Below are 26322 nucleotides of genomic sequence, written 5' to 3'. Positions count from 1 at the left end.
GGTTTCACCTCCTCGTGACACTTCAATTAACAGTGTGATAGAGATTACTACAGTAAACAGAGGCACTCCGTCAACGTGCGGCCCCCGATCCGGAGCCGAGAAGGGACATCATCGTGAGGTCCAACAACATTCACGCAGTCGACAGCGGCGGGGGCCCAGACGTCAGGGACTACAGCCCGGTCGACGCTCTCGTCGCCAAGCAGGAAATCTACGAGGTTCTGGCTCGTTTCCTCCGAGCTGCCGATCGCGGCGACGTCGAGGACGCCAGGCGGTGTTATCTACCCGGCGCAACCGAAGACCACGGGGGTGTCTTCACCGGCACCGCCGACGACTACATCGACCACATCGCCGGGGCCATCACTCACCCACGGTCACTGACCACCCACGCAATGACCAACGTCCTGATCGAACTCGACGGGGACACAGCACACGTCGAGTCCTACGTGCTTGCCTTCGCACGAATCAAGCACTCGGACGGCATAGCCGACACACTCACCTCGGCGCGCCTGATCGACCGCTTCGGCTACGAGGACGGCAGGTGGGGAATCCGCCACCGCGCCCTGCGGTGGGACTGGAACCACGACATGGCCACAGCCGAAGGCTGGATCTTCGGGATGCTCGCGCCTGAAACGTCCTTGAAGAAGAGCAAGAAATTTCCCGACGACCTCATCTACACCCGGCAGACACAGGAGCACTCATGACAAGGTTTCGCGGAACGCCGATAGAGGGCGCGACTGTCCTCGTCACCGGCGCCAATCGAGGGCTCGGCTTGGCCTTCGTCCAACAGGCGAAGTCGATGGGTGCCGCCAAAATTTATGCAGGGGTGAGAAATCCCGACGAGGCGCCCGCCGAGCTGCGATCCACCGGAGCACACATCGTCGAACTCGACGTGACCGATCCAGGACTCGTCGATGCAGCGGCCAGGGAGTGCGGTGACACCACAGTGGTCGTCAACAATGCCGGACTGTTCACCGGGAATCGGTTGATCGAGGCCTACGACCAAGCGGCTGCGCGAGCCGAGATGGAGGTCAACTACTTCGGGCCTCTGACGATGATCCGCGCCTTCTCGCCGGTACTCGCCGCCCGCGGCGGAGGATCGATAGTCAACGTCCTGTCGGTGGCCGCAATCGCTCCGACCGCCTTCATGGGTGGCTATTCACCGGCCAAGGCGGCTGCTCTGTCGCTCGGCGGCATCGCTCGCGCCGAACTCGAACCGCACGGCATCACCGTCACGTCGTTGATCGTCGGCAGCGTCGACACCCGCATGGCGTCACATGTGCAGGGCCACAAGGAAAACCCTCTCGACATCGCGGCAACCGGACTCGCCGCCATGCAACGCGGCGAGTGGACGTGCGACACCGATTTCATGGCAATCGACGCGCGTGCGCGCCTGGCCCGCGACCCGATTCGGTACGAACGCGGACTGGGCAAGCTCCTCTTCGCCGGCGAACTGACCACCCGATCATGAGCGATCCGATTCGTGTTGCCCAGTGGGCGACCGGTGCCATCGGCAAGACAGCGCTACGCGGAATCATCGATCGTCCCGACCTCGAGTTGGTCGGCCTCTACGTGTACAGCGACGCCAAGGCGGGTCGAGACGCCGGTGACATCGCCAGACGAGCACCGACGGGGGTGATCGCTACACGCGACGTGGACGAGATCATCCGCTCGCGCCCACAGGTTCTCATCCACAGTCCGCGGTTGCAGATTCCGTACGAACGCCACGACGACGATCTGTGCCGTCTGCTTCGCGCCGGGATCAACGTGATCACGACGGCCGGGCAGCACTTCCCCCGCGCACACGGCACCGAACGCGAGCACATGTTCGCCCAAGCATGCAAGGAAGGCGATTCGACGCTCTACGGGGTCGGCGTGAGCCCAGGTGTCATCGGCGAGCGATTGGCGTTGGCGCTGACGGGAACATCGATCGAACTCGACCGAATTACGATCGACGAGGTGCTCGACGCTCGCGGCATGCCTGACCCCGACTTCGCGTTCACCGTCATGGGAATGGGTTCGCCCCCGAAGGACCTGGACGGCACCGGGCCGTTGCCCTCGCTGTACGCGTCGCTGTACCTCGAGACCATCGCGTTCATGTGCGAGCGCCTGGGCGTCACCTACGACGAGGTCGTGTCCGATCACAGGGTCGTTCCGGCACGTAAGGATCTCGACGTCGCCGCCGGACGCATCGCCGCGGGAACCGTCGGAACCACCGAATGGCGCTGGCACGCAATGGTCGACGGAAAGCAGTTCCTCACCCTCGCCATCATCTGGACCATGGAACCTGATCGCGACGAATACGCGGGACGGGACCAATGGGAAGTCCACCTCTTCGGCAAACCCGAGATCGTGATGACCGTCAACCTGGTCGAACCACAAGATCCGAACAGTCGCACGACAGCCGGTCAGTTCATCACTGCAGGCCCGGCACTACGCGCCGTCGAGCATGTACTCGCTGCTCCCGCCGGCATTTTCGAACCCCCTGTCTTTGCCCCCTTCAGATTGGAGCATTCAGCATGACAACTCAGCCGACGGACGTAGGTTCGACTGCCACCCGTGAACCTGCCACCCGTGAACCTGCCGTCCGTGAACCTTCCGTGAACGCGCTCCTGCCCGACGGTCGCCCCGTGCAGAATCTGGAAGACTTGCTACGCAGCCGGGCGATTGCCAGTCCGGAGAGCACCGCCGTCATCTCCGATGACGGGCGTACCAGTTTCCGCGAACTCGACATCGAAACAAATCGTGTCGCGAATGCACTTCTGCGCGATGGTGTTCGACCCGGCGACCGGGTGGCGTACATCGGGGCCAATGCACCGTCTTTCCTCTCCGTCCTGTACGGATCTTCGAAGATGGGCTCGATCCTGACGGCCGTCAACAATCGGCTGGCACCGGGCGAGGTCGACTACATCCTGAGCAACAGCGAGCCGACCGTCGTCGTACTCGGAGCAGGCGATGAGGGCCTCTCCGACGTCGCCGCGGCGGTCGGTAGCGTCCGGACCGTCGTCACGGTGGACGGTTCCGGAAACTCGATCTCGTGGAACGACTGGCTTTCCGGTGTCGGCGACGACGATCCGGGGTCGTCGCGCCGCCCCGACGACACAGCGCTGATCTTCTACTCGTCGGGAACCACCGGTCACCCCAAGGGAATCGAACTCACCGGCGCCAACCTCGGCCGTGCCCTCGCCACCATGTATCACCTGCTCGATCTCGACACCGACTCCGTGGCTATGTGCCCGGTTCCGTTCTTCCATGTGGCCGGACTGGGTCTCGCCCTGGTCACGACGCTCGGCGGTGGCGCTCTACTGCTCGAGACCATCGCCGGACCTCTCGAACTCGTCGCGCTGATGCAGGAGTACAAAGTCACGCATGCGGTCGCCGTTCCCGCGGTGATCAGCGTCCTGACCTCCCTTCCGGCTGTGCGCGAGGCAGATTGGAGTGCCCTGCAGTTCCTGGTCTACGGAGCCGCGCCGATGCCACTGCCCCTGTTGCAAGACGCGACCGAGGTCTTCGGGTGTAGTTTCCTGCAGGCATACGGTCTCACCGAGTCGACCGGCGGCGTCACCATGCTGACCCCGGAAGATCATCGGGCGACCGACGAGTCGACCGCGCATCGGTTGAAGTCCGTCGGGCAGCCGATGTTCGGAGTGCCCATCCGCATAGTCGATCCCGTGACGCTCGAAGACGTCCCGGTCGGTACCCGCGGAGAGGTCGTCATCGGCGGCGCTCACGTCATGAAGCGTTACTGGCGTAACGAAGCAGCCACTGCGGCCACCATGTTGGACGGCGACTGGCTTCGCACCGGAGACGGCGGATCGTTCGACGAGGACGGCTATCTCTACCTCCACGACCGCCTCAAGGACATGATCGTCTCCGGCGGTGAGAACGTCTATCCGGCCGAGGTGGAGAGTGTTCTCTCCGGCCACCCCGGCATCCGCGAGGTCGCGGTAGTCGGCGTTCACTCCGATCGGTGGGGTGAGACTCCCCTTGCCGTGGTCGTTCGAGCTGCTGATTCGGATGCAACCGAAGCGGAGATCATCGAGTGGTCACGCGAACGACTGGCTCACTTCAAGTGCCCCAGTGCGGTTCGGTTCATCGAGGAGCTGCCACGCAACGCTAGCGGGAAGCTGCTCAAGACTCGTTTGCGACAGGACTTCGCTTGAGTCCATGACACGAATTCGGGGCCGGTCGCTTCGAGCGATCGGCCCCGATTTCTGTCATTCGATGTGAAGCACGCTCAGCGTGGGTGAATCCGGAATTCCACGCCGCCGACACTCAGCCCGGGCTCGACGGCAGACGCGCCGCTCGACGCCGCCAGATCGATTGCAGTGAGCATCGACCGCTCCCCCGGAACGAACGACACGACGCGTGATCCCAGCCTGATCGAGAGTGGTTGCGCCGAGACCGGTTTCTTTCCGAACACTTCGGCCCACAGCGTCGCCGTCCTCGCCGGATCGGGCGAGGACACGTCGACGCCGAGGATGTCGTCGACCCAGGGATCGAGGGAAACCTCATTCTCCGTCTCATCCCAGAACCACTCGTCGGCGTCGGGAATCTCGTCGAGTTCTACGAGCAGTCCGAGATCACCGGGATGAAGTTGGACGATCCGGTGACCGTAGGCCTCGAGATCTGCCACCGTCCGAACATCGGCCGCAGCTGCACGTTCCAGATAGGGCTCGATGTTCGAAACCTGGATCGAGAGTGCATAGCCGCCCTCCCCTCCGCCCTTGCGGATCCATCTCGCCAGCGAGACCGTCTCGTCGAGCGGTGCGACGATCTCGAGAAATGCCTGCGGCCCGACGGCCAAGGTCTCGTCGGCCAAACCGATGTCTTCGAGCAGTGGATCTGTGAATCCTGGTGCCAGATTCAACGCTTCACGTAGTTGTTGACCGGTCTTGTCCAGGTCTCGTGCACCGATCACCACCTGCCGCAGGGTCTCCCACGTGCCCGCGTCGTGCATGCCCGTCACAGTCCGACCGCTTCGGCGGCGGTGTCGGCACTCTGCCAGCGTCGGAGCTCGGCACCCGGCGCCCACGTCGAGTGGGTGCCACTCGAAATCCGTTCGGGAAGGCGAAGTTTGCACAATGGTCCGTCTCCGACGCGGGCAGCGTCGAAGATCAAGCAGAAGGACGCGTCCTCGTTCATGTCAGTGGTCAACGTGATGAGATAGCCGTCGTCTTCGGCGGTACCACCCACGCGTGGTGCCATCGAGGTCTCGCTTCCATACACGCCGTCACCGAAGGAGAATCGTTCCTCGTTCCCCGTCAGCAGGTCGTGTTTGACCAAGCCGTCGAACAGGAACCACGACGGCTTACCAGAAGCCGCATAGGCGTATCGGTACTTCTCACCCGCGAAATTCCCGTTCATCATGCCGAATTCGGTGATCGAGTCACTGAGTTGCTCTTCACGCGTGGCTCCGGTGACCAGGTTCAAACGCCAGCGGTGAAGCCGGGTCTGCATACGATCGAGAGCGAGGAAACGGAAGGCGCGTTCCCACTGATTGCCCATACCGTTGTCCGACGGCTCCGGATCACCCTGGTAGAAACCGTCCAGAACAATCTCGTCGCCCTCTTCGTAGGCGTTCACGAAGTGCAGGACGTAGGTCGGATCGGCCTCGAACCACTTGATGTCAGAGGTATTTCCGCGGCGTGGGATGACTCCGAGACGCAGCGGGATATCGGGATGGAATTTCGCGACGTGCGCGCCCTTCTCCAGCAGAACCGGATCCCAGAACAAGGGGCAGTCGTTGAGGATCGCGTAGTTCTCCGTGAAGGCCATGTCGTGGGGCAAGCGCGGACCGGGAAGTGGGACGTCGACGTAGTGGACCAACTCGTTGGCCGAGTCCACGACGCCGTAGTGCATGTACGGCGCTTCCTTGCTGTAGTTGAAGAACAGCATTTCTCCGGTCTTGTCGTCCACCTTCGGATGCGCGGACACACCCCATTCGAAGGGGAACTTGCCGTTCCAGCTTTCCTTTCCGAGTGTCTCCGCCGACATCGGATCGAGACGATACAGATCTCCGCACTGGTAGAAGCTGGTGAGAGCAGTCCCCCGGTGAACGACGACGTCGGTGCTGGACGCGTCCTTCATCCGGGTGCGCGCACCCTTGCCGCCCTCGGGGCGACTGAGTTTGGGAGACTCGGCAAGCCCGGCCCACAACGCAGCGCCGGCATCCTGCTCGGCCGCCAAGCCGTCGGTACGTACGAATCGGTTGCGGTAGAACGACTCTCCGTCGCGAAAGCCCACGATGTGAATCATGCCGTCACCGTCGAAGGGGTGATACGCCTTCATCGAGGGATGGAGCGGATTCTCGGTGTTACGCAGGTAGACACCGTCGAGGTCTTTCGGAACCTCACCGAATACGACTTCGAGGTTGTCCGCTTTGAACTCGGTGGTCTGGGGTTGCCACGGGCCGGTGCGATACGGGTGATCGTCATCGGCGGGAAGGGTGGACAACAACTTGCCTACGATTTCGACGTCCATGGAATTCTCTTTTCGACTGATGGGGAAAGGCTGGGTTGGGCTGCACTTTCAGGAAACTGCGTCGACGACAAAACTGACGGTGGTGGCCGTACTTCCACCGAAGTTGAGCGTCGCAAAGCGGCTCGCACCCTCGACTTGGAAACCGCCGGCCGTTCCCGTCACCTGATGGGCCGCGTCGAGAAGCATTCGAACACCACTGGCACCCACCGGATGACCACCGCCGATCAGACCGCCGCTGGGGTTGATCGGTAGCTTGCCGCCCATGGCGATGTCACCACTCTCGATGGCTTTCCACGACTCGCCGGGCGCGGTCAGACCGATGTGGTCGATCGCGAGATACTCACTCGCCGTGAAACAATCATGTGTTTCGATCCCGTCTATCCCGGCCAGGTCGACTCCGGCCCGGGAGAAGGCACCCATCACCGCATCCCGAACGTGTGGCATCACGTAGGGATTATCGGCGTCGCGGGCCAGCTTCTGCTCGAGACCTAAACCAACTGTCCGGTGACCCCAGCCCGCGATCTGGGCCAGCGGAGTCGCCGCGGCATCAGGATGCTCTCGGAGGTACTTGTCCGTCACCAGCACAACCCCGGCGCCACCGTCGGTCACCTGACTGCAATCGAATCGTCGAACACCACCTTCCACAACGGGATTGGTGGTGTCGTCACCACCCGCATTTCCGAGTAGATCGGGCACCACCCAACCGCGTGTCTGCGCGTTGGGGTTGTTCTTCGCGTTTGCGAAGTTGATCTGCGAGATCGCGCGAAGGTGAGATTCGTCGATCCCGTAACGCCGCCCGTACTCCTTCGACACACGGTCGAACATGTACGGCCACATGAATTTTGCTTCCTGACCTTCGTGTCCGACCCAGGCTGCAGCGCCCAGATGGCCAGCCGCGTCATCACCCGGAACCGTCTTCTCCAGTTCGATACCCATCACCAGAGCCACGTCGTAGTTGCCGGCGCGCAGGTCTGCCATCGCTGCAAGTACAGCGATACTGCCCGATGCGCACGCCGCCTCGTGCCGAGACGAGGGCACACCCCACAGGTCTGGATGCACGGTGGCGGGCATCGCGCCCAGCTGACCTTGGCCGGCAAACAATTGCCCGAAGGCATTACCGACGTGGATCACCTCTATGTCGGTGGCAGGAACCTTCGCCGCGTCCAGGGTGTGGTTCACCACCTCTTCGGCAAGGTTCGCGAAATCGAGTTCCTCACGGGTGAAGTTCCGTGCGAAGTCGGATTGGTACCCGCCGAGAATCCAAATGTTCGAAACAGTCATGACCTCTCCCCTTGCCGATCCGGCCTCGGTGACGTCACCGAGATACCCGCGCAACGGCGGTTGTAATTTCACCGCAACCGTACTACAACTAGCAGAGTAACTCTACTAATTGAAGGGTTGAAAATGACTGATGCTTTTGTCCTCGACTACGTGCGAACGCCGCGCGGTCGAGCATCGGCGCGAGGCGCCCTCCACGAACACAGCCCAGTCGATCTTGTCGTCCACCTGGCCAAGGCTTTGCAGGGTCGAACGAACCTCGCCGCAGAACAGATCGACGACGTCGTTCTCGGTTGCGCATCGCAGGTGGACGAGCAGGGCGCGAACATCGCGAGAACTGCCGCACTCCTTGCCGGTTGGGGCGACTCCGTCCCCGGCGCAACCCTCAACCGATTCTGCGCATCCGGCGTCGACGCAGTCGGCCAGAGCGCGGCCCGCATTCGCGGCGACGACGTGTCCCTCGTCGTGGCCGGTGGCGTCGAAAGCGTCTCCCGGACTCCGATGTTCAGTGATCGAGGACCGCTGTGGACCGATCCGGCAACTATCGCGCAGATCGGTTCCATCCATATGGGTGTTGCCGCCGACTTGAATGCCACGATCGAGGGGTACTCCCGCGACGAGTTGGATGCGTACGGCGTCGAAACCCAGCACAAGGCTGCCGAGGCCTGGCGCAACGGCGCATTCGAGCGGTCCGTTGTGCCTGTCCCCGGCAGAAATGGTGAAGCCGGAATCGCGCACGACGAACTGGTCAGGGCAGAGACGACGGCAGAGGGACTCGCCGCGCTGCCTCCGGCCTTCGAAGGGCTCGGCGCCGCCGGTCAGGATGCACTCGCGCTCGCCGCCTACCCTGAGGTCGGCAAGATCGAACACCTGCACACCGTCGGATCCTCTCCCGCCATGGCCGACGGCGCAGCGCTCCTACTCCTCGGATCCGAGAAAGCCGCGGCGAGAGCCGGCTTGACCCCTCGCGCACGGATCATCGGATCCGCCTCGACTTCGGTGAATCCGGTCCTCATGCTCACTGCGGGCCAGAGCGCCGTGGAGGCAGTCATCGCGCGAGCCGGGCTTCGTCCACAGGACATCGACGTGTTCGAGTTCGCAGAGGCGTTCTCCGCACTATGCCTACGGTTCCGCCGCGATCTTGACGCCGGGCCGGACCGCATGAACCCCAACGGAGGCACGATGGCGATGGGCCATGCATTCGGCGCCACCGGAGCAATTCTCGTCGGCGCATGTGTCGACGAACTGGTACGGAGCGACGGACGCTACGGTGTGGCCGCGGTCAGCGGCGCCGCCGGTGTCGGAGTCGCGGTGCTCGTCGAACGGATCGCCTCATGACCGTCAGTTCACTCTCCGGCCGCGTTGCCGTCGTCACGGGAGGGGGTAAGGGCCTCGGCCGTGCCGTCGCACTGCATCTCGCGAGCCGAGGGGTCACGGTGATCGTCAACAATCGGAATCGCACACTCGACGGGAGCGGCCGAGGGCCTGCAGATCAGGTTGTCGACGAAATCCTCGAAACCGGTGGACAGGCCGTCGCCAACCACGACGACGTCACCGACCCCGAGGTCGGCCGAAAGTTGGTGGACGACGCTCTCACTCGGTTCGGACGACTCGACTTCTGCATCACCAGCGCCGCGGTCAGCGGTCCACAGATGCTTCATCGCACCACCGCCGAGAACCTCAGCACCGTCATCACGACAAACGTCGTCGGAACCGCACTGGTCGCCGCCGAAGCCTCCCGAGTGATGCGCGAAGCCGGATTCGGGCGCATCGTGATGATTGCCTCGACCGCAGGACTGCACGGAGAACCCACCGTGTCCGCCTACGCCGCCAGCAAGGGTGCCGTCATCGCATTGGGACGCACCGCAGCCGGCGAAGGTGCGAGTCGCAATGTGTTCACCAATGTCGTACTGCCCTATGCCACTACGCAGATGACCGAATCCGGAATGGATCCACGATTCATCGACATCATGGGGGCCGACCTGGTAGCCCCGGTGGTCACCGCCCTCGTCGATCCCGAGTCCACGACCAACGGGCAGGTGATCGTCACGGCAGGCAACGGGGTGCGTTCGGCCGACGCCGTCGAGGGCTCGACCGAATTCTTGCCCACCACCACAGAACTCGATGCCAAAGCGCTCGACGCGCTACTCGTGACCAGCCGACTCGGCGCTCCTCACACCTATCCGAGCGCACAGGAAGCCTTCGCGGACTTCGCTTCCGAACTGCTCGACCACCACAATCAGAAAGCGCGCGCATGACCGACATCCCACTGGGCGACCTTGCACTGAACTTCGGTGTGAGCGCACTCGCCGTCCTCGTCTTCATCGCAGTCGTGATGGCCGTCGCCATCCGGATGAACAATCACTCGATCATCGACATCTGCTGGGGGCCTGGCTTCGCCGTCGTCGCCGTCGTCTCGTACCTGACGTCCATCGGGTCGGACGGCAACGATCTGCGTCGCCTCGTCGTGCTGGCTCTGACCGTGGTGTGGGGAATGCGACTCGGCCTGTACATCGGCTTCCGAAACCGTGGGCACGGGCAGGACAAGCGCTATACTGCCCTGCTCAAACATCAACAGGGACCGCTGGTTCCGTTCCTGATTCGCAAAATCTACGGCCTCCAGGGCGTTCTCATTCTCGTGGTGTCGCTGCCCGTCCAGTTCGCGATGTACGAGTTTCGCGCCCTCGGAGTCCTCGGCGCGATCGGCATCGCGGTCTGGACCGTCGGCTTCGTCTTCGAATCGGTTGGAGACTACCAACTTTCCCGCTTCAAAGCTGATCCGGCCAATGCCGGGAAGGTGATGGACCGTGGGCTCTGGGCCTGGACCCGCCATCCCAACTACTTCGGTGATGCATGCGTCTGGGTCGGACTGTTCATCCTCGCGCTTGGTGATCCATTGGCGCTGATCACGATCGTCTCTCCGATCGTCATGATCAAACTGCTGGTGAGCTACAGCGGTAAGGCCCTTCTCGAACGCGGCATGCGCAAGAGCAAGGGGCAGGCCTACGACGACTACGTCGCCCGGACCAGCGGATTCTTACCTCGTCCACCCCGTCCGGCACGAAACCACGCGTCGTGAGCGCCCCCACGAGTGGTCTCGCCGACGTCTTCGATCTGGAATCGACCGGCCCGGACCGGTGGCAAGGGTCGAACGACGGTGTTCGGCTGCCTCAGCTGTTCGGCGGCCAACTGGTAGCCCAGTCGATTCTCGCAGCCGGGCACACGGTTACCGACGGCAAAGCGATCAGTTCCGTCCACACCCACTTCCTTCGCCCGGGGTCGACGAATCGCGCGACCGAGTTCTCGGTAGATCGCCTTCGGGACGGAAAACGCCTGTCCACCAGAGGCGTCGACGTCCACCAGGACGGACGACTCGTCTGCCGTTCGACGGTCTCTGCCTCCTCGATCGACGAGGGCATCACTCACAGTCGCGCAGTACCCGCCGCACTCCCGCCCGCTGAGTGCGTGACGTTGCAGGAGTTGGCCGAGGCAGACGGTGGGTTGGGAGAGGTGTGGGAGGAGTTCTCCGCCATCGAGATTCGTGTGTCCCCCATCGATTCGCAGTCCCCCACGACGCATTCGGCGGCGCCTCCGCGCAACATCTGGATGCGTTCGGCTCAGCGGCTGAGCGACGATCCACTGATTCACGTGGCTGCTCTCGCCTATGCCAGTGATCTGATGCTGATGGCAACCGCGCTGACTCCGCACGGCTACGACATCGGGCAGGAGCACTCGCTCGACACGGACTGGACTGGTGTGTCCCTCGATCACACGATGTGGTTTCAACGCCCTGTGCGGGCGGACGAGTGGCTGCTCTTCGAGCACTCGACCCCCACAGCTCACACCGGCAGAGCAGTAGTGAATGCGGCGGTCTTCGATCGATCCGGACTCCAGATCTGCCAGATCACTCAGGAAGCGTTACTCATTGCCCGCACCGAGTGATTCCCGACTCTTTCTGCAGACCATTCGGTACGGTCTCGCGGTGCCGCAGGGTGCGCGGCCTATGATTTCGGGGTGGTACGAGTGAATGCAGCCGGATCTTCGACACCCACCGCGTCGGCGGGCGTCACCGAGTTGCCTGCCGGCGGCCCGAACGCACTGGCCGTCACGCTCGGGTTGTTGGGGGACGAGTGGAACCTCTGGATTCTGCGATTCGCCCTGTTGGGGTCGCGGCGATACAACGACTGGCTCGCCCTCGGGGGAATCTCCAACTCCGTATTGTCCTCACGGTTGGCGGTCCTGACGGCCGGCGGAATGCTCGAGCGTCGTGAGTATCAGCAGAACCCGCCCAGACACGAATACTCGGTCACCCGCAAAGGGCAGTCGATCTGGCCCGTCCTCATCACCATGTGGTCGTGGGAGAAGCAGTGGGCGCCCAACGAAACCCAGCCGCTTCCACCACTGCGGCACAGCACCTGCGGAAACGACTTCACCCCGATCCTGCGCTGCAAGGAGTGCGGCGAGGACGTGGACGTACGATCCCTGGACTCCCAAATGGGTCCGAGTGGGGACTTCTCACGCAGTGTCCCGGAAGCAACATCGCGACGACGCTCCACCAAGTCCGAACGCCGTCCGGAAATTCTGGCTCACACGATGGAACTTGTCGGCAATCGCTGGTCAGCGGCGATCATCGGTGCAGCTTTCCGAGGCGCTCGCCGCTACGGAGAGTTCGCCGAGATCACCGGTGCACCACCGGCGATAGTCGCGGATCGCTTGAAGCACCTCACCGAGATCGGTGTGATGGAAACGCGTCCGCTTCCGGATCGCCCACAGTGGTCGGAGTATCGACTCACCGCCAAGGGCACGGCGTATTTCCCCGTGGTGATGTGCATGATCTCCTGGGGTCAGCGTTGGTTCAGATCCGCGGACGGCCCGGACATCGTTCTCCATCACAAGGCCTGCGGTAAACGGTTCGAAGCACGCTTGGGTTGCAGTGTGTGCGGTGAAGAGTTGAGGTCTTCGGACATCGAGGCCGTCGACCTCACCACCTCGGTTCACGTACCCGGGTCCGGCTGGTCCTGAGGTCCCCGCTCAGCCGGCAGTGCGGATCCGGTCGAAGCTCCGGCCTCGGTGTTCGAGCGGCAGCCTGTCCCCTCGCCCGAACAGTTTGTTGCGCAGCGTTCCCTCGTCGTAGTCGCTCTGGTAGGCACCTCGTTTGGTCAGCTCCGGAATCACATGCTCCACAATGTCTTCGAAGGTTCCGGGAGTCACCGCGTACGCGAGATTGAAACCGTCGACGTCGGTCTCGGACACCCACTCCTGCAATTCGTCGGCGACCTCCGCGCCGGAACCGACAACGATCGGGCCGAGCCCGCCGATGCCCGCCCACTCCGCGATGTCCCCCACCGTCCATTCGCCACCTTTCTCGTCGGCCTGGCGAAACGATGCGACCGCGGATTGAATGGCATTGCTCTCGACGTTCCCGATCGGTTCGTCCGCTCGGTATCCGGAGAGGTCGATTCCCATCCACCCCGAGGTGAAAACGAGCGCGCCTTCACTACTCGCGTAGCTGCGGTAGTCCTCGAGCTTCGCCTGGGCCAACTCAGGGGTTCGGTCGGTGATGATCGTCAACAGTGTGTAGATGCGGGCCGAGTACGGATCTCGCCCGACCTTCGTCAGTTCGTTTCGGATTCGGGCAACGGTGTCTTTGAGAATCGCCTTTGTCGGTGCACCGACAAAAATTGCTTCGGCATTCTCGGCGGCGAACCGAACCCCGCGAGGCGACGCGCCGGCCTGGAAGATGACCGGCGTCCGCTGCGGAGAAGGTTCGGAGATGTGGATGCCCGGAACGGTGAAGTGCTTGCCTTCGTGCTCGATCGGATGAACCTTGGCGGGGTCTGTGTAGACCCCGGTGGTTCTGTCACGCACCACCGCGTCGTCTTCCCACGACGTTTCCCACAACTTGTAGAGAACTTCGAGGTACTCGTCCGCGTGGTCGTAGCGATCGTCGTGCTGGAGTTGGTCGTCCTCGCCCATGTTCCGTGCGGCCGAGGGGAGGTATCCGGTGACCACGTTCCACCCGATTCGCCCGTTCGTCAGGTGGTCGAGGGTGCTCAAGCGCCGAGCGAACGGGTAGGGATGCTCGAAAGCTGTACCTGCGGTGATCCCGAAGCCCAAGTGCTCGGTCACGGCAGCCATCGCCGACGCCAGCAGTAGCGGGTCCGAGACCGGTACCTGCGCGCCCTGCCGCAGCGCTGCGTCGTGATTGCCGCCGTACACGTCGTACGTTCCCAACACGTCGGCCAGGAACAGCCCGTCGAATCGTCCACGCTCGAGGAGCTTCGCCAATTCCGTCCAGTACCTCAGATCCGTGTACCTGGACGACTGGTCCTCCGGGTGGCGCCACAGACCTGGTGATTGGTGGGCGACGCAGTTCATGGCAAAGGCGTTGAATCGGATTCTGCGGGGCATTCCCGCACGATGCCGTGCCTGCTCCGCGGTGAACACCATTGCGATCAGTGCGATCGGTTCGGCTCCTGCTTGCACCCGGCGATACCGTCGACTTCGCGACCTCGTCGGCGGGCCGCTACACTGACTAGCGCAGCTGTGACGCCCGAGGCTTCGTGCCGACAGGTCGAGCGGACGCAACAGCAGTATCGGGAAGCGAAAACCCCGGCAGCACAGGGTTTTCAGCGCTTGTCGGTACGCTCCCCGCCCTCGTAGCTCAGGGGATAGAGCATTCCTCTCCTAAAGGAAGGGTCGCAGGTTCGAATCCTGCCGAGGGCACCAGGTGGGACTCTCCCCACATCGGCGCGACCAACGTGCCATTCTTGAATTCATGACGACGCCTCACTCCACGGCTACTCCCCCGAAGAACATGTCTTTGATCCCGGGTGGGACGTACTGGATGGGCTCCGAAGATTTCTATCCGGAAGAACGCCCAGTTCACCAGGTCACCGTCGACGGATTCTGGATGGACACGACGGCGGTGACGGTCGCCGAGTTCCGACGCTTCGTGAAGGCAACCGGCCACGTCACCACTGCTGAAATCGCCCCGGATGCCGCCGACTATCCCGACGCCGATCCAGCCCTCCTCGTCCCGGGATCGTTGGTCTTCACTTCGCCACCCGGCCCGGTTTCACTTGACGACTACACCCAGTGGTGGTCGTTCACTCCCGGCGCCGACTGGCGCCATCCCGAGGGCGCCCACAGCAACGTCGGGGGACGTGAACGGCACCCCGTCACCCACGTGTCGTACTTCGACGCCCAGGCCTACGCCGCGTGGGCCGGCAAGGAACTCCCGACCGAGGCCGAGTGGGAGTTTGCCGCCCGCGGCGGACTCGATCGCCAGGCCTACGTGTGGGGCGATCACGACTCTCCGGGCGGGCGGCCCGGTGGCAACGTATGGCAGGGCCAGTTCCCCTGGGAGAACCTGCTCGAGGACGGTTACGAGCGCACCGCTCCGGTCGGAAAGTTCCGGCCCAACGGCTACGGACTGTTCGACATGGCCGGGAACGTGTGGGAATGGACGGCCGATCACTACACGTCCGACCACGCCCACAGTTCCAAGAACGTCGCGCCGGCCTCGTCGTGCTGCATTCCTCGTAATCCCCGAGCGGAGTTCGCCACGGAGGCGTTGGCGGGCGAACCCTACGCACGACGGGTGATCAAGGGCGGCTCACATCTGTGTGCACCGAACTACTGCCTGCGCTACCGCCCTGCCGCGCGGCAGGGCGAATCCGAGGAGTCCTCGACCTGCCACGTCGGCTTCCGGTGCATCATCCGCATTCCGCAGACGTAAATCAGAAGGGCACGTCTCCGAGGATTGCCACCCGCTCCATGACGCGGCGATGAGGGAAGTAATCACTCGCTGCGTAGTGCTGGGTAGCCCGGTTGTCCCAGAAGGCAATGGAATTCGGCGCCCACTTGAAGCGGCACTGAAAGTCCGGGACCTTGACCTGCGCGAACAGCAAATTGAGCAGATCGTTGCCTTCGACAGAATCCATATCCGGAATGTGGGTGGTGAAAAGGCTGTTGACGAACAGCGTCTTCCGCCCGGTCTCCGGATGCTTACGCACCATCGGGTGCAGAACCGGCGGGTACTGCTCCTTCATCTGTTCCAACTTCTCCGGGCTCATGCCGCGTCCGAAGGACGGCACGAAATCGTGGATGGCGTCCTTGCCGTCGATCAATTCCTTGATCTCGTCGGGGAGGCAGTCGAAGGCGTTACCCATATCAGCCCAGAGCGTGTCACCACCGGCAGGCGGTACGTCGATCGCCCGAAGTACTGAACCGAGCGGCGGCGTCTTCGTCCAGGTGACGTCGACGTGCCAGATGTTCTCGGTTCCTGGACTGTCCTCTCCGCGTTCGAATCTGACGACTGCCGGAACCTCTCCCTGCGGGAGAAGTGGATGGACCTCGAGTTCGCCCCAATGGGCAGCGAAGTCACGATGATTCACGCTCGAAATCGGCTGGTCACGGAAGAACACGACCTTCCATTCGAGGAGGGCCCGACGCACGTCCTCGATCTGTTCCTCCGACGGGTCACGCAAGTCGATATCGCTGATCTCGGCACCGATGAATGGTGTGACGGGTGTCAGAGTGAACCGCTCGTACGGCCTCGATTCAACGCCTTCCGGGTTTCGCCTCATTCCGCGTGGTCCGAATTCGATTGTGTGATTGCCGATTTGGACTGTTCGTGAGGATGTAAGGGTAGCCATCGAATGACTCCGTCCTGTCGTGTCGTGTCGCGGGGTCACACGTCAGTCGACGCGTGCACCCGCTTTGCTCGTGTGCGTTTGTGTGCGCTTTGGGGCGCGGTCAGTGCTCCTACCGCGAGATCGACCAGATGATCCACTGTCGTATCGAAATCTGCCTGCACAACCGGGTTTTCGTCTTCGCGGCGCTGCTCGAAGATTGCCAGAGCGGAGACGCTCATGTTGAACGTCAGATCGATCCGTTCGACCGCGACGCGGCGAGATAGATGCGGCAACGCCCGCGTCAACCTGACGACAACTTCGTTGATCCCCTCGCTGACCTCGCGGAACTCAGCACTCTGCGTATCCACCGACGGTGAGATTCGGGCAATGAACCTCGCATAGTTGGAACCGTCGACCGTCGCCAGAAAATCTGCCAGCGGGTACAGAAAGGCTTCGACCAAAGCACGGACCAAGTCGGTCCGCCCACTGGCGTCGATGTCGTCGAGATACGTCAGTCGCGCTGCGTTGATCTGATCCATCCGATGCCGGAATACGGCCAGCACCAGACCGTCTCGCCCACCGAAGTGATACTGAACTGCAGAGTTGTTGCGCTGCCCGGCCGCAGTCGCCACGTCCCGCATGGACACTTCGTGAATACCTTGCTCGGCGAACATCCGCTCGGCGACGGCGATCATGGCGTTCTTGGCATCCAACGAGGCGGGCATACACCGACCATATAAGTCACTGTCTTAATTCCGCAAGCCCCATCCCCTGTGCGCGGTTAGGGAGTGCAGGGACTCCTTAACCACTCACGGGGGTAGTTGTCCCAGTCAACGAGACATACGCCGCCAACTGAATTCCGATCGATACGCTCCAGATTAAGACGACTGCTTAATCCGCCCGGTTTTGCACACGCCAAGGAGCCTGCTGGTGAATCGCCATTCCATTCCGATCATTCCCGAGACGCCGAACGTCGCGGCCGCCGTGTACTACCCCGATCAGAATCCCCCGTACACCCGCCCGGAACCGCTTCGCCCGCCGGCCGGGGCCCCGAACGTGCTGCTGATCATGATCGACGACGTCGGATTCGGCGCACCCTCCGCGTTCGGTGGCCCGTGCCGCACCCCCACCGCCGAGCGTTTGGCCGAAACCGGCGTGAAATACAGCCGATTCCACACCACGGCTCTGTGCTCGCCGACGCGTGCCGCCACACTGACCGGGCGCAACCACCACAGTGTCGGTATGGGTGTCATCTCCGAAATGGCCAACGCGGCACCGGGATACAACGGGACCCGCCCCGCCTCTGCCGCCACGGTCGCACGCGTCCTACAGGGAAACGGCTATGCGACAGGTGCTTTCGGCAAGATGCACCAGACCCCGACGTGGGAGACCACCGCTGCCGGGCCGTTCGATCGTTGGCCAGTCCGTGAGGGTTTCGACAAGTTCTACGGTTTCCTCGGTGCCGAGTCCGACCAGTTCACCCCGGTTCTCTACGAGGGCTTCACGATGGTCGACTTACCCAAGACACCACAGGAGGGTTACCACCTGTCCGAAGATCTCGTCGACCACGCGATCGAATGGGTCGAGGGCGTCAACACGATGGACCCCGACAAGCCGTGGTTCTGCTACCTCCCCTTCGGCGCGTGCCACGCTCCACTCCAGGTCCCGGACCGCTACCTGGACAAGTACGTCGGCGAATTCGATCACGGGTGGGATCGCCAACGCCAGATCACCCTCCAAAAGCAGAAGGAACTGGGCGTCGTCGCTCCTGACACCGAATTGGCCCCGTGGGCTCCGGGGCTCCCACACTGGGACGAACTCGACGACGACCAGAAGAAGGTCTCGGCCCGTCTGATGGAGTTGTACGCGGCATTTCTCGAGCACACCGACGACGAGGTAGGCAGGCTCGTCGACCGGTTGCAGGACATGGGTGTACTCGACAACACTCTGGTGCTCTACATGATGGGTGACAACGGCGCTTCCGCGGAAGGCGGAATGGAGGGCTCGTTCAACTACCTCGCCGGCCTCAACGGTTACAAGAGTGCGACATCCGACGTACTGGCGCGCTACGACGAATTGGGGACCGAAACCAGCTACCCGCACTATCCGGCGTCGTGGGCTCTGGCTCTCGACACCCCGTACCAGTGGGCCAAGCAGGTTGCGTCCCATTACGGCGGTACCCGGAACGGCCTGATCGCCCACTGGCCCAAGGGGATCGACAAGCCAGGCATCAGGGAGCAATGGCATCACTGCGTCGACATCACGCCGACGATCCTGGAAGCTGCCGGTATTCCGGCACCGTCCAGCGTCGACGGGGTGACCCAGAAACCGATGGAAGGCGTGGCGATGAACTACACCTTCGCCGAGCCCGACGCCGAAGAGCGCCACACCACACAGTATTTCGAGATCTTCGGCAACCGCGGAATCTACGATCACGGTTGGACCGCAGTCACGGCCCACCGCGCACCCTGGCTGATGGCCACTCACGGCCTCGAGCTCACACCGATGAGCGAGGACCGTTGGGAGCTGTACGACACCTCGGTCGACTGGTCGCAGGCCCGCGATCTCGCAGACGAGCATCCCGAGATCCTGGCCCGGCTCAAGGAAAAGTTCCTCGTCGAGGCGGCCAAATATCAGGTGCTGCCGCTGGACGACAGAACGGTCGGTCGCCACGCCACCGCGGAATCACGACCCCCGCATCCGATGATGGGCCGCAAGACCCTCACTCTGTACCCACACATGAACGGTCTGGTCGAGAAAGCCGCGCCGACGTTCTTCAACCGCTCATACACGCTGACCGCGAGTCTGGGTAGCGTCGCCGACGGCATGCTGGTCAGCCTCGGTGGCCGGTTCGGCGGATTCGCTTTGTACATACTCGATTCCGTCCCCGTCTACTGCTACAACTTCAGCGGCGGTGGTCGGACCTTCGTGCGTGGGCGCAACCCGCTGGCACCCAATGCACGCGAGGTGTCCGTCCACTTCGAGTACGACGGCGGCGGAATCGGCAAGGGTGGAACCGCAACCCTGAGCGTCGACGACGAGGTGGTCTCCGAAGGCCGGATCGAGAAGACCACTCGGGCGATCTTCAGCATGAACGAACAGCTCGACGTCGGCATCAACCGGGGAAGCCCGGTCGCGGAAGAGTTCGCGGACAAGGGCACGTTCCGCTACGGCGGCAAACTCCACAGCGTGACCGTCGACTTACGATCCACCCGAGAGGTGGTGTCCGCAGAGGAACGGGAGAAAATCTCACTCGCCGTGCACTGATCGACCAGGCGACGCTCGCCGATTGTGCAGCCGCGCAGGCCATCTGCCGCGCGGCTGCACAATCGCCCTGCGTCTATCCGACCGTGTACATCTGCAGGCACGGCCCCACCGGGCGACCTTCCAGGATGTCGCGGGCCTTCTCACGCGCTGCGTTGAACTCCCAGGGCGCAGTGGTGCCCGGCACTCCGAATCGATATCTGCTCAAGGCACATGAACGCTGCGGTTCCGGTAGACGATCCAAGGCAGGTACCGCGTCGACGGAGAGTCCGTGTAAGTAGGAAACATCGATGCTCTTGCCGCCCTCGAACCGTTCCACGTTCTTTTGCGCGATGTACGCGTCGGGGTTGAACACCGCGAAGGCCAGCAGCGCGACGGCCGAAGTGGCGAGAACAGCTGTGGGCAGCCACTTCCCGGACATCCGAATACCTGCGACGAGCAACAACACGAACACGAAGCCAAGAAGCAGCTCTGTCGCGAAGACGCTGACCCGGAGCACCGTGAAACCGTACTGATTCTCGTACAACCACATCCGGTGCACAGCGGACGCCACGATCACCAGGCTGAAGACACACAGGGCACCCAGCAGTCCGCGGGCAAGACGCCTCGATCCAGCGTCGCGGCGGTCGATGTACCGCACTGCGACGGCGATGACGAGCAGCGTCAGCACGGTAACCGCCATGAGCTGCCAGAAACCCTCACGCGCATAGTCCGCATAGGTCAGTCCATCGGTCACCTGTACGTGCTCGTCTCCCCCGAACAGCGTCTTCGTCTGTACTGCGACAAAACCGAGGAACAGCACGTTGAGTACTCCGAGCGGGACCGCCCACTCCCACATCGGCAACGGCGTCGCCGGCGCAGGTGCAAACGCGTCCACCGTCGGCGTTCTGCGGCGCAGATACACCGCAACCAGCGTGCCGAACGCCATCACGACGCCGGCAAAGATCCGTGCCCCCGGGTTCGACACCGAGATGGCCGGAGCGAAGCCGCCGAAGATCTTCGCGAACTCCGGATCCGCACTCACGAACAAAGATCCGAAAATCAACAGGAGAAGAATCGACACTGCGCCCACGACGACAACTCGCGCCGCCGGCACCCGCGGAGCAGAGCGGGTAGCGAGCTTCCGACGACGAACGAAGTTGACCGTCCGGTGCGGTGCCCGCCAGGGAGCAAGCGTTCCCAGAAGTATCCCGGTCCACGTCCGCCCGCCGATCAGAGTCCACGTGAACAGAACCCATGCAACCACGACGCAGAGGAACACCAACCACTCCGCACCGCGAACGGCGGCAACACCCAGCAGTGCGAGCATCCCGATGGCGGCGACCCACTGCGTCACGGTCATCCGCGGCGGCGTCAGAATCCCGAAGACGATCACCACACCGGCACCCACGATCAAGTACGCGATACTCGCGAACCCTGGGTCGAGGATCAGGGCCGCAAGCACCCCTACTGCGGCCGCGCCGAGGAGCATCGAGCGGGTGGCCATCGAAGTGCGATCGGGACGCCAGAACCGGCTGGAACGCTTGGGTTTTACGGCCGGCATCGGCGGTTTCGGTGGAATTACTATCGGAGCGCTCATGTGATCTCCTATGTGTCTGGTTCAATTTTTCAGGGTCGGAAGTACAGACGAATGCCGATGAAGACATGCGCCATCGCGAGATCTCTCGATCTCGTCAGGGACTTTGATTCAGTTCTGCGGCAGCACTACTCGAATGCAACAACCCGACGGGGCATCGACGACGGCAATCCTGCCGTCATGTAATTCGACCGCCCACTTCGCGATCGCGAGGCCGAGTCCGGTGCCTCCGTCGGTCGAGCCGCCGCGGATGAAGCGGTCGAACACTCGCTCACGGGCCTGTGGTTCGATGCCGGGGCCGTCGTCGTGGACGTCGAGCACCAACTCCCCCGCGCTGCCGGTACGTACTCGGATGACAACTTTGGTGTCGACGTTCCCGTGCTGAACCGCATTGTCCACCAGGTTGGTCACCACCTGGTGGAGGCGATCCGGATCGGCGACCACGGACAATTGTGGAGGCTTGACGTCTATCTCGATGTCGCCCGCACTCACACTCGACAGCTCGCGTAAGAACGGCTCGACCTCGAAACGGCGGCGTTTCAACGGCATTGCGCCACCCTCGAGTTTCGAGAGATCGAGAAGGTCGGCTACCAGCGCGCCCAGTCGTTCCGTTTGCCGCAGCGCCGATTTCATCATCGCCGGATCCGGTTCTTCGACACCGTCGACGACGTTCTCGAGCATGGCTTGCAAAGCGGTGATGGGCGTGCGCAGTTCATGGGAGACGTTGCCGATCAACTCGCGGCGGTACCGGTCGTCGGCCCCGAGGTCCTCGGCCATCCGATTGAACGCATGGGCGAGTTCGCCTACTTCGTCTCTGGAAGTCGCTCGTACTCGCCGCGAATAGTCGCCGCGCGCCATCGCCTTCGCCGCGGCCGTCATCTCGCGAAGCGGTGACGTCATCCCGTGTGCGAGCACCTGCGTAACGCCGAGAGCGACAACCAACGCCGTCAGTAGAGCAAAACGAAACGGTTGTTGCGACGTCAGCCAGAAACCACCCGCGGCGAACACCAGTGCTGCGACAACCAGGAGGCCGACCTTCACCTTGAAGGACCGCATCGGGTCCAGCGGCCGCGGCCACCGTGCAAAAAGACGGTCGACGACGCTCATCGCGGCACGTCCCAGGCGTACCCGACCCCGTGAACGGTCCGGATCACGGAAGGTCCGAGCTTGCGTCGCAGCGCCTTGACGTGGCTGTCGACGGTCCGACTGCCCGCTCCCTCACCCCAGCCCCAGATCTCCTCGAGCAGCGACTCCCGCGGGATCGCGGCTCGCGGCCGCTCCGCCAGATAGGCGATGAGATCGAATTCGGTGCGAGTCAGGTGAACTTCTTGCGCATCACGGCGCACTCGACGTTCGGTCAGGTCGATCACGACGTCACCGAACTCGAGGAGGTCGGCCACCGGGCGAGCAGCGTGCTCCGCGCGATCCGCACGCCGAAGCAGAGCCTGCACCCGGGCGACGAGCACACGCATGCTGAACGGCTTGCTCAGATAGTCGTCGGCCCCGACGCCGAGACCGATCAGCATGTCCGTTTCATCGGCGCGAGCGGTCAGCATCAGCACAGGCACCGGGCGCACGGCCTGGATGCGGCGGCAGACTTCGAGTCCGTCGAATCCCGGCATCATCACGTCGAGTACCACCAGGTCGGCATCCATCTGCTCGCAGCGGGCCACCGCGCTGGGACCGTCGAACGCCAGCTCGACGTCGTAGCCCTCGGCACGCAGCCTCGCCGCGATGGACTCGCAGATGCTGACCTCGTCGTCGACCACGAGCACTCTTCGCTGACTCATGGAACTGACTGTATTCGGCCCTCGTGGATGAACCTGGGAGGACTTGTGAAGATTCTGTGCAGGTTCTAGAACCTGCGGATGTTGTTGATCGGCAGATCCGCCAGGGGCGTCAGTCCGGTCGGAACACCAACTCCGTAGGCGTTGAACACCATTCCGAACCCAGCGTAGATGCCGACGTGCGTCGCACCGGGGTAGAAGGTGATGACGTCGCCGGGGGCGAGGGCCCACCGGGGAACCGGCTGTCCGACGTTGGCCTGCTGTTGGCTGGTCCGTGGCAGATTCACGCCGGCCTGCCGAAACGCCCATTGCACCAGCCCGGAGCAGTCCCACGAGTTCGGCCCGACGCCGCCCCACTGGTAGGGCTTTCCGGTCTGAGTGCTCGCCGCTGCCAGCGCGATCAGCCCTGCCGGACTCGGAATCGGAAGGGCGGCTGATCCGCTGCTGATGCTGCCCGTGCTTCCCAAGCTTCCGGAACTCCCGCTACTGCCACCGCTACCGAGGCTTCCCGGGTCGGCTGAGGCAGGGGCAGCGGAGAGCAACAGGACACTTCCGGTCAGCAAAGCCGCGACCGTTCCCGTTCGGAGTGTCGACTTCTTCATGCATCCGTCCTTCGTGGGAGTCGTTTCGGCGCGCGGCAGCGCACCTCGATAGCCGTGAACTGGTAAGACACGTGAAAACAAACACTTCGTTCGGATGTTAACGGCGTGGACGTGGTGTTCGGACAGGAATGATTGATCCGATTTGTCGGTTTTGAACAAACGGGCCTTACGTCCCGGGCTGGCAGAAGATCAGGGAATGATGGGGGATTTCCTGGATCCCGCGGCACGACAAGGTCCATAGATTCGACTCATGCGCCCATACCTGCTCGTCGCCGCGGTCATCATCGGAGCCACCACGGCACTCGTCGGTTGCTCGACGCTCCAGCGCGCAGTGGAGATTCAATCGGATCTCGACGGACTCACCAGGTCGGGTGTCGTCGGGTCGATCGCAACACTCGACGACGGCACCACGACGGCTGTCATGACCAGCGGCGTGCCCAACCGGACCAACGGCGATTCGATCGGCAAGAATGATCGCGTCCGGATCGGAAGTGTGACAAAGACATTCACAGCTTCGCTCGTTCTGCAGTTGGTCGCCGAGGGCAAGGTCGACCTCGACGCACCGATCGAGCAGTATCTCCCGGGCCTACTGCAAAGCAGTGACATGGACGGCAGTGGCATCGACGGTAGCGCGATCACCGTGCGGCAACTGCTGCAACATCGCAGCGGCCTTCCCGAGTTCGCCGGAGAACCCGGCGCCGACGAATGGATTGCAGCTAACGAGAACCGAACGCTGACGCCGTCCGCCGCGGTCGCCATCGCCCTCGGCAAACCGGCGCAATTCGTCCCCGGAACGTCGTTCGTCTACACCAACACCAACTACATCGTTCTCGGAATGCTCGTCGAATCCGTGAGCGGCCGCAGCTACGCCGATGAACTCCGGTCTCGGATACTCGATCCGCTGGACTTGGAAGACACGTACCTCCCGCCGGCCGGTGAGCTCGACATCAGGGGCGATCACCTGACGGGCTATCAGGATCTCGACGGTGGCCTGACCGACGTTTCCCGCACGGAACCGTCGATCCCCTGGTCTGCCGGAGCGATGGTCTCGACGGGCACAGACCTGAACACCTTCTGGCGTGCACTACTCGACGGGCAGGTGGTGCCGGCCGAGCAGCTTGCCGAGATGACCACCCCTCAGGTCGCCGCCACCGAAGCCGAGGGACTCGGGTACGGGATGGGCGTCGGCGCCACCGAACTTCCCTGCGGCGTCACCTATACCGGCCACAGTGGCGGGATCTACGGGTACTACACACTGTCCGGCGCGACGCCGGACCGCGCGTTCACTGTGACGCTGACGTCGACGCCGAAGGACCAGCCGGACACCGTCGCGATACTCTCGCACGCACTCTGCCCCTGACGCTGTTACCAGTATTGATGACGTTTTCCATCAGTGTCCGCGACGAAGATGACCGCGTCGGCGCCGTCCAACTCCGAAGGTTTCAGCGGCAGATGCCCTGGCAGGATCGCCTCTCCCGCGGTGACGGACAGGTCAAGTGCTGCGCGAAGCGCGGGGGTCGGAAACAGGGCACGCCGACTGGTCGCATCGGCCAACGCTCCCTGCAGAGTGCCCGGATCACTGTCGGGGTTGGCGTCGGTTGCCACGAATACGTAGCGCTCCCCGAGGACAAGTCCGACAAGTGAGCCGGCGCTCCCCCAGCTGACCACGTCGCCGTTGACGGGCATGTCGGACGGCACTCGCAGGAGATGGGCATTGTGTGCGAAGAGCAGGATCGGCCCGCGTCGCTGCTCCTGGGCGACGACGGCCAGCAGGTTCTCGGCCATCATCTCGGCACGGAGACTGAGCAGAGTGCCGATGCGATCAGGAGCGGAACTCGCCATCGCGGCGTGGTAGCGCAGAAGACCTACAGCGGTGCGTGCGTGTGCGAGGGCCAGGTCGTATCCGCCCGGGTCGGCGGGCCGCAGCACAGGTGCGGCGCGCCGCAGGACGCTGGCGAGGTCGTCCGCAATGATGCGCAGGGCACGAGCCTGATCGGAGTTGCCGACGGACGCAGCCGGTTCGAACATCGCCGCCGGGTTGGTCCAGTCGGTGTCCTGCCCGAGCAGAAGGTCGATGCCGTCGAACGAGTGCGGCCGCATCGCAGCGGGCAGGAAGTCACCTGCTGCAGACAGCGCGCCACGTGGGCTCGGTGCACCGGAGTACTCCACCGGAGCGTCGAAGCCGTAGAAGCGAACTCGGTCGGCCGGAGCGCGGCCGTGGTTGTACTCCCGTAGCCACTCGACGAGTTCGCGGTTACCCGGTACCGCACCGAATCCGTGGCTGAAGCCTGTGGCGAGCACCTTCTCGATGTCCGCCTCTCCCCCGTTCACGTAGTCGTTCACGAGCAAAGCCGCAAAGACATCTGTTTCGAGCACGATCGACCGATATCCTCGTTCGACCAGTTGGCCGAGAAGTTCGTTTCGCAGCAACGGAAATACCTTGACTCCGTGGGTCGGCTCGCCGAGGGCGAGCAGAGTCGGCACCTCGGTTAGCGTGGCGAGCAGTTCGTCGACCGCACGACCAAGACTTGCCGCGTCTTCGAGTTGGCGGCCGAACTCACTCAGCGCTGGGGCAGTGGACATGATCATCCCTTTCGAAGGTGGACTGCCTTCGACAGTATCGTTGAAGATTCGAGTGAAACTTTCACTGGCAATTACCTGGGGTATACCGTGAAAAGCCTCAATCGGAGGTGATC

At 63.1% G+C, this 26322-nt stretch carries 23 protein-coding genes and 1 tRNA gene; 13 read left to right on the top strand and 11 right to left on the bottom strand.

From position 1 onward, the window contains the following. Positions 1–113 precede the first annotated feature (113 nt). From V3587_RS04650 to V3587_RS04635, 4 genes are read left to right on the top strand one after another with little or no spacing between them, the layout of a single operon-like run. Positions 114–701 (top strand): nuclear transport factor 2 family protein, encoded by a 588-nt coding sequence (locus V3587_RS04650; RefSeq protein ID WP_042921371.1) that lies wholly within the window; start codon positions 114–116, stop codon positions 699–701. Beyond that, positions 698–1468 carry an SDR family oxidoreductase gene (locus V3587_RS04645; RefSeq protein WP_283376171.1) on the top strand — a complete coding sequence of 257 codons (771 nt, stop codon included), beginning with the start codon at positions 698–700 and terminating at the stop codon, positions 1466–1468. Before V3587_RS04650 ends, V3587_RS04645 begins: the two co-directional genes overlap by 4 nt. Continuing rightward, positions 1465–2520: an NAD(P)H-dependent amine dehydrogenase family protein gene (locus V3587_RS04640; protein WP_214925567.1), complete on the top strand. Its 1056-nt coding sequence runs from the start codon at positions 1465–1467 to the stop codon at positions 2518–2520. The genes V3587_RS04645 and V3587_RS04640 overlap by 4 nt, the downstream gene beginning before the upstream one ends. Then, positions 2517–4160, top strand: coding sequence for a long-chain-fatty-acid--CoA ligase (locus tag V3587_RS04635; RefSeq protein ID WP_082920612.1), 1644 nt, complete (start codon positions 2517–2519; stop codon positions 4158–4160). The genes V3587_RS04640 and V3587_RS04635 overlap by 4 nt, the downstream gene beginning before the upstream one ends. Before the next feature lie 74 nt (positions 4161–4234). Here V3587_RS04635 and V3587_RS04630 read toward each other — a convergent pair whose 3' ends face one another. The 3 genes from V3587_RS04630 to V3587_RS04620 are packed head-to-tail and all read right to left on the bottom strand — an operon-like array spanning position 4235 to position 7761. Continuing rightward, entirely contained in the window at positions 4235–4957 is a 723-nt protein-coding gene (locus V3587_RS04630; protein ID WP_249342790.1) for a hypothetical protein, read from the bottom strand. 5 nt (positions 4958–4962) lie between these two features. After that, complete coding sequence (locus tag V3587_RS04625; protein WP_214925572.1) at positions 4963–6480, bottom strand: carotenoid oxygenase family protein; 1518 nt, start codon at positions 6478–6480, stop codon at positions 4963–4965. A gap of 48 nt (positions 6481–6528) precedes the next feature. Then, positions 6529–7761, bottom strand: a complete 1233-nt coding sequence (locus V3587_RS04620) for an acetyl-CoA acetyltransferase (RefSeq protein ID WP_283376170.1) — start codon at positions 7759–7761, stop codon at positions 6529–6531. Positions 7762–7884: 123 nt separating this feature from the next. Between V3587_RS04620 and V3587_RS04615 the strand changes: the two genes are divergently transcribed. The 5 genes from V3587_RS04615 (at position 7885) to V3587_RS04595 (ending at position 12780) form a co-directional block, all read left to right on the top strand. Further along, positions 7885–9096 (top strand): acetyl-CoA C-acyltransferase, encoded by a 1212-nt coding sequence (locus tag V3587_RS04615; protein WP_030534917.1) that lies wholly within the window; start codon positions 7885–7887, stop codon positions 9094–9096. Beyond that, on the top strand, positions 9093–10016 hold the full coding sequence (locus V3587_RS04610; protein WP_058037860.1) for an SDR family NAD(P)-dependent oxidoreductase: 924 nt from the start codon (positions 9093–9095) through the stop codon (positions 10014–10016). The genes V3587_RS04615 and V3587_RS04610 overlap by 4 nt, the downstream gene beginning before the upstream one ends. Next, on the top strand, positions 10013–10837 hold the full coding sequence (locus V3587_RS04605) for a DUF1295 domain-containing protein (protein WP_042451087.1): 825 nt from the start codon (positions 10013–10015) through the stop codon (positions 10835–10837). The genes V3587_RS04610 and V3587_RS04605 overlap by 4 nt, the downstream gene beginning before the upstream one ends. Continuing rightward, positions 10834–11700 (top strand): acyl-CoA thioesterase, encoded by an 867-nt coding sequence (locus tag V3587_RS04600; protein WP_058037859.1) that lies wholly within the window; start codon positions 10834–10836, stop codon positions 11698–11700. Before V3587_RS04605 ends, V3587_RS04600 begins: the two co-directional genes overlap by 4 nt. An 81-nt stretch (positions 11701–11781) precedes the next feature. After that, entirely contained in the window at positions 11782–12780 is a 999-nt protein-coding gene (locus V3587_RS04595) for a winged helix-turn-helix transcriptional regulator (protein ID WP_003940366.1), read from the top strand. A gap of 9 nt (positions 12781–12789) precedes the next feature. Here the strand turns inward: V3587_RS04595 and V3587_RS04590 are convergent, their stop codons facing one another. After that, positions 12790–14169 (bottom strand): LLM class flavin-dependent oxidoreductase, encoded by a 1380-nt coding sequence (locus V3587_RS04590; RefSeq protein ID WP_217017718.1) that lies wholly within the window; start codon positions 14167–14169, stop codon positions 12790–12792. A gap of 242 nt (positions 14170–14411) precedes the next feature. Between V3587_RS04590 and V3587_RS04585 the strand changes: the two genes are divergently transcribed. Further along, positions 14412–14487, top strand: a tRNA-Arg gene (locus tag V3587_RS04585). Between the two features lie 49 nt (positions 14488–14536). After that, a complete protein-coding gene (locus tag V3587_RS04580; protein WP_161120155.1) occupies positions 14537–15499 on the top strand; it encodes a formylglycine-generating enzyme family protein in 963 nt (320 codons plus the stop codon). 1 nt (position 15500) lies between these two features. Here V3587_RS04580 and V3587_RS04575 read toward each other — a convergent pair whose 3' ends face one another. Together V3587_RS04575 and V3587_RS04570 are read right to left on the bottom strand one after the other, a co-directional pair. Next, positions 15501–16418 (bottom strand): TauD/TfdA dioxygenase family protein, encoded by a 918-nt coding sequence (locus tag V3587_RS04575; RefSeq protein ID WP_064444230.1) that lies wholly within the window; start codon positions 16416–16418, stop codon positions 15501–15503. Positions 16419–16453: 35 nt separating this feature from the next. After that, complete coding sequence (locus V3587_RS04570) at positions 16454–17122, bottom strand: TetR family transcriptional regulator (RefSeq protein ID WP_030534932.1); 669 nt, start codon at positions 17120–17122, stop codon at positions 16454–16456. A gap of 205 nt (positions 17123–17327) precedes the next feature. On the opposite strand from V3587_RS04570, the gene V3587_RS04565 reads away from it, so the two are divergent. Next, entirely contained in the window at positions 17328–19664 is a 2337-nt protein-coding gene (locus tag V3587_RS04565) for an arylsulfatase (RefSeq protein ID WP_283376169.1), read from the top strand. A 73-nt stretch (positions 19665–19737) separates the two neighbouring features. Here the strand turns inward: V3587_RS04565 and V3587_RS04560 are convergent, their stop codons facing one another. The 4 genes from V3587_RS04560 to V3587_RS04545 all read right to left on the bottom strand — a co-directional run bounded on the left by V3587_RS04560 (position 19738) and on the right by V3587_RS04545 (position 23626). Beyond that, positions 19738–21240: a DUF4153 domain-containing protein gene (locus V3587_RS04560; protein ID WP_306665674.1), complete on the bottom strand. Its 1503-nt coding sequence runs from the start codon at positions 21238–21240 to the stop codon at positions 19738–19740. Between the two features lie 108 nt (positions 21241–21348). Then, positions 21349–22344, bottom strand: a complete 996-nt coding sequence (locus V3587_RS04555) for a HAMP domain-containing sensor histidine kinase (RefSeq protein WP_007727705.1) — start codon at positions 22342–22344, stop codon at positions 21349–21351. Then, positions 22341–23027 (bottom strand): response regulator transcription factor, encoded by a 687-nt coding sequence (locus V3587_RS04550; RefSeq protein WP_003940586.1) that lies wholly within the window; start codon positions 23025–23027, stop codon positions 22341–22343. Before V3587_RS04550 ends, V3587_RS04555 begins: the two co-directional genes overlap by 4 nt. A 65-nt stretch (positions 23028–23092) precedes the next feature. Next, positions 23093–23626, bottom strand: a complete 534-nt coding sequence (locus V3587_RS04545) for an NlpC/P60 family protein (RefSeq protein ID WP_020970417.1) — start codon at positions 23624–23626, stop codon at positions 23093–23095. A gap of 250 nt (positions 23627–23876) precedes the next feature. Between V3587_RS04545 and V3587_RS04540 the strand changes: the two genes are divergently transcribed. Further along, positions 23877–24986, top strand: a complete 1110-nt coding sequence (locus V3587_RS04540; RefSeq protein ID WP_283376168.1) for a serine hydrolase domain-containing protein — start codon at positions 23877–23879, stop codon at positions 24984–24986. Positions 24987–24991: 5 nt separating this feature from the next. Here V3587_RS04540 and V3587_RS04535 read toward each other — a convergent pair whose 3' ends face one another. After that, positions 24992–26215, bottom strand: coding sequence for an erythromycin esterase family protein (locus V3587_RS04535; RefSeq protein WP_283376167.1), 1224 nt, complete (start codon positions 26213–26215; stop codon positions 24992–24994). Positions 26216–26322 lie beyond the last annotated feature (107 nt).

Origin of the sequence: Rhodococcus sp. IEGM 1306 (genome assembly GCF_036541985.1) — a bacterium.
GTDB classification, from domain to species: Bacteria; Actinomycetota; Actinomycetes; order Mycobacteriales; family Mycobacteriaceae; genus Rhodococcus_F; species Rhodococcus_F qingshengii.
This window is presented reverse-complemented; position numbering and strand designations above follow the sequence as displayed.

Coding starts and splice junctions, on each gene's coding strand:
- V3587_RS04635 (WP_082920612.1), top strand. CDS start 2,517: ATGACAACTCAGCCGACGGACGTAGGTTCGACTGCCACCCGTGAACCT.
- V3587_RS04580 (WP_161120155.1), top strand. CDS start 14,537: ATGACGACGCCTCACTCCACGGCTACTCCCCCGAAGAACATGTCTTTG.
- V3587_RS04610 (WP_058037860.1), top strand. CDS start 9,093: ATGACCGTCAGTTCACTCTCCGGCCGCGTTGCCGTCGTCACGGGAGGG.
- V3587_RS04540 (WP_283376168.1), top strand. CDS start 23,877: ATGCGCCCATACCTGCTCGTCGCCGCGGTCATCATCGGAGCCACCACG.
- V3587_RS04625 (WP_214925572.1), bottom strand. CDS start 6,480: ATGGACGTCGAAATCGTAGGCAAGTTGTTGTCCACCCTTCCCGCCGAT.
- V3587_RS04545 (WP_020970417.1), bottom strand. CDS start 23,626: ATGAAGAAGTCGACACTCCGAACGGGAACGGTCGCGGCTTTGCTGACC.
- V3587_RS04645 (WP_283376171.1), top strand. CDS start 698: ATGACAAGGTTTCGCGGAACGCCGATAGAGGGCGCGACTGTCCTCGTC.
- V3587_RS04605 (WP_042451087.1), top strand. CDS start 10,013: ATGACCGACATCCCACTGGGCGACCTTGCACTGAACTTCGGTGTGAGC.
- V3587_RS04535 (WP_283376167.1), bottom strand. CDS start 26,215: ATGATCATGTCCACTGCCCCAGCGCTGAGTGAGTTCGGCCGCCAACTC.
- V3587_RS04550 (WP_003940586.1), bottom strand. CDS start 23,027: ATGAGTCAGCGAAGAGTGCTCGTGGTCGACGACGAGGTCAGCATCTGC.
- V3587_RS04575 (WP_064444230.1), bottom strand. CDS start 16,418: ATGGCTACCCTTACATCCTCACGAACAGTCCAAATCGGCAATCACACA.
- V3587_RS04555 (WP_007727705.1), bottom strand. CDS start 22,344: ATGAGCGTCGTCGACCGTCTTTTTGCACGGTGGCCGCGGCCGCTGGAC.
- V3587_RS04570 (WP_030534932.1), bottom strand. CDS start 17,122: ATGCCCGCCTCGTTGGATGCCAAGAACGCCATGATCGCCGTCGCCGAG.
- V3587_RS04620 (WP_283376170.1), bottom strand. CDS start 7,761: ATGACTGTTTCGAACATTTGGATTCTCGGCGGGTACCAATCCGACTTC.
- V3587_RS04640 (WP_214925567.1), top strand. CDS start 1,465: ATGAGCGATCCGATTCGTGTTGCCCAGTGGGCGACCGGTGCCATCGGC.
- V3587_RS04560 (WP_306665674.1), bottom strand. CDS start 21,240: ATGAGCGCTCCGATAGTAATTCCACCGAAACCGCCGATGCCGGCCGTA.
- V3587_RS04615 (WP_030534917.1), top strand. CDS start 7,885: ATGACTGATGCTTTTGTCCTCGACTACGTGCGAACGCCGCGCGGTCGA.
- V3587_RS04630 (WP_249342790.1), bottom strand. CDS start 4,957: ATGCACGACGCGGGCACGTGGGAGACCCTGCGGCAGGTGGTGATCGGT.
- V3587_RS04590 (WP_217017718.1), bottom strand. CDS start 14,169: ATGCCCCGCAGAATCCGATTCAACGCCTTTGCCATGAACTGCGTCGCC.